The 2,604-nt window shown below is 73.2% G+C and carries 3 protein-coding genes and 1 pseudogene; 2 read left to right on the forward strand and 2 right to left on the reverse strand.

What is annotated here, in order from left to right; genetic code table 11:
• Together NCC78_RS30660 and NCC78_RS30665 are read right to left on the reverse strand one after the other, a co-directional pair.
• A pseudogene (locus NCC78_RS30660) lies at positions 1 to 344 on the reverse strand (hypothetical protein); the annotation flags it as partial.
• A 283-nt stretch (positions 345 to 627) separates the two neighbouring features.
• Positions 628 to 795, reverse strand: coding sequence for a DUF5679 domain-containing protein (locus tag NCC78_RS30665; protein ID WP_007072829.1), 168 nt, complete (start codon positions 793 to 795; stop codon positions 628 to 630).
• A 511-nt stretch (positions 796 to 1,306) separates the two neighbouring features.
• Here NCC78_RS30665 and NCC78_RS30670 point away from each other — a divergent pair.
• Positions 1,307 to 1,837, forward strand: a complete 531-nt coding sequence (locus NCC78_RS30670; RefSeq protein WP_250798894.1) for a M48 metallopeptidase family protein — start codon at positions 1,307 to 1,309, stop codon at positions 1,835 to 1,837.
• Positions 1,838 to 2,004: 167 nt separating this feature from the next.
• Positions 2,005 to 2,604: hypothetical protein (locus tag NCC78_RS30675; RefSeq protein ID WP_250798895.1), on the forward strand; the 600-nt coding region annotated here is incomplete at its 3' end.

Consider the following 2,604-nt stretch of genomic DNA (forward strand, 5'->3'; position numbering starts at 1 on the left):
ACCAGGGCGAGCGCTCCGGCCTCGGCGGCGAGCCGGGCCCGCGCCGGCCCGGCCAGGTCTCTCGGCAGCAGGGTGTGCGCCGGCACGACCAGGCCCGCGGCGCGCAGGGCGTCGAGCAGCGTACGGGCCTCGTCGGGGGCGACGTCGGCGGCCGCGTGCTCCAGGACGCCCCGCTCGCTGCGGGTGCCGTCGAGCAGGTCGAGCAGCCGGGCCGCGCGGGGGTTGGCGATCTCCAGCAGCACCGCCCGACCCGGTTCGACGCCGAGCTGGAGCGTGTGGCGGTCCCGCCAGAGTCGGGTGAGCCCCGGCAGCAACGTGGGCCGGGGAAGTGGGGCACGGCTCATGACACGAATCGTGACCGCGTCCGTGCTCTCCGTCGATCGCTGTCCACAGGTGCGGGGCGCCCTGTCCAGGGCTGTCCACAGGATTTGCCGCGATATCCACAACCGGCCGGTAACCGAGTCGGGGAGCCGACAGTGGCTGGCGGCCGTGGCCCGGCGCTGCCGGACGGTCCCGCATCCTTCGAGGTCGGCCAGGTCGAGGTTGCCGTCGGCGTCGCGGCCGACCAACGGGGTGAAACGGCGGGAGGGGCGGCCGTCGGCCACCCCTCCCGCCGACCCGTACGGGTCAGACCTTCGCCTTGCCCAGGATGCGGTTCACTGTTGTGCCGCACACCGGACACTTGCCCTTGGCCATGTTCATCCCGGTCTTCGAAACCTCGATGTGCCCCTCGAAGTCCCGCTTCTCCTTGCACTTGACGCAGTAACCGTTGTAGGTCTGGGCCTGGTCGGCCACGGTGCCCTCCTCGTCTCGTCCGCCGGTCGATGCCGTCCCGGCGGGTTTTCCGGCGGCGGGCCACGCGGGGCGCCGGCGCTCGGTCCTTCTCCCGCGGCCACCTGCGTGACCGCTGGTTCGCGGACCCTACCCAGGTCTGGGCGGTTCCATGTCAGCTGTGCATCGACACTGTGAGTAAGTCGACGTCGAGAGTGTGCATGGCGAATTAGGTCGGATAAGTCAGTTTGGCGGGGACACGCCGACCGAACCCCGCCAGATGACCCGGACGGGGACCCCCGAGCGGCGCCGACGGGATGATCACCTACGGTGGGGTGGATGGCCGTGGCCCCCCGCGCAGCCCGCCACGAAGCGTGACGGCGCGGTTTCTTGTGAGCCGGCAAGAATTTTTCGGGACTCCTGGCGACCAATCGCCATTTTCCGGGCGCGTGTCATGGGGTTGACTCTTGCGGACCCCTGGTCAGTACGCATTAGCTTTCCATCGTGACAGGAATCCGAGGCTGAGCGGCCCGCCATGGCAGGGACGCGGAAGCCGGTCGTCGAGGTACGGCGCAGCCAGCGCCGGCGACGGACGGTGTCCGCCTACCGCGACGGCGAGCGGGTCGTCGTCCTCATTCCCGACCAGTTCTCCCGGGCCGAGGAAAGCGAGTGGGTCGACCGGATGCTCGCCCGGCTCGCCGCCCGGGAGGGCAGGCTCGCCCGGTCCGACGCCGAACTGCTCGTCCGGGCCACCCGGCTGATCAACCTCTACCTCACCGACCACGGCGCGCGGGCCGTTCCGGCGAGCGTCCGTTGGGTGACCAACCAGAACGGCCGGTGGGGCTCCTGCACGCCGGCGGACCGGACCATCCGCATCTCGCACCGCGTCCAGGACATGCCCGACTGGGTGATCGACTACGTGCTCCTGCACGAGCTCGCGCATCTCATCGTGCCCAGCCACAACGCGCGGTTCTGGGCGCTCGTCGCGCGATATCCGAAGTCCGAGCGCGCGCGGGGCTACCTGGAGGGCGTGGCGGCGGCCTCCGGCGCACCGCTGACCGACTGACCTGCCGGTCCCGATCCCACCGGGACCGCCCCGTCCGCCGGGCCGCTCGGGACCGCCCGTCCGCGCGGCAGCTTCACGGGGCCGAGCCGCACCTGCGTCCGCCCGGCTGCGCGGCAGCCCCAGCGGCGGCGAGACGCGCCAACCGGTGCTCCGGCTAGGGTCGGGGGGTGGCCCGACGTGTGGTGGTGGCGTTGCTCGGACCGGTGGCCTGGTCGCCGCCGGGCATCGACCTGGTGGACTGGCGTGCCGCGCTCGCCGAGGACGTGGTCGACCTGCTCGCCACGCTGAACGAGGTGGAGACCGCGGTGGCGGTCACCCCGGCCGACCGGTGGCTGGCCGACGCGGTCCTCTGGCCCGGCATGGCCGTCCACGAGGCGCCCGAGCCCACCCCGAACGCCGTCTTCGCCGCCCTCGAAGGCTCGGCCGGCGGTTACGACCAGGTGGCGGTGCTGGCCGGCGACGCGCCCGACGTGCCCGGGCTGACCATCGGCAAGCTTCTGCGCCCACTCACCACCCGACCGGTCGCGGTCGCCCCGGCCGAGGGCGGTCCCGGGCTGCTCGGCGTCGCGACGCGGCTGCCCGTACCGCCGTGGCTGCCGGCGCTGGACCTGGACACGGCGCTGCCCGCGGACGTGCGCGCGGCGGCGCCGCAGCCCGGCGACCTGGCGGTCACCCCCGCCTGGCATCGCCTGCGTGGGCCGGCCGACCTGGCCTTCCTCGACCCTGCCGTGGAGGGCTGGGAGACCACCCGGGCCCTGCTCTCCGGC

Source organism: Micromonospora phytophila (assembly GCF_023656545.1).
Lineage (GTDB): Bacteria > Actinomycetota > Actinomycetes > Mycobacteriales > Micromonosporaceae > Micromonospora > Micromonospora phytophila.

Coding starts and splice junctions, on each gene's coding strand:
- NCC78_RS30670 (WP_250798894.1), top strand. CDS start 1,307: ATGGCAGGGACGCGGAAGCCGGTCGTCGAGGTACGGCGCAGCCAGCGC.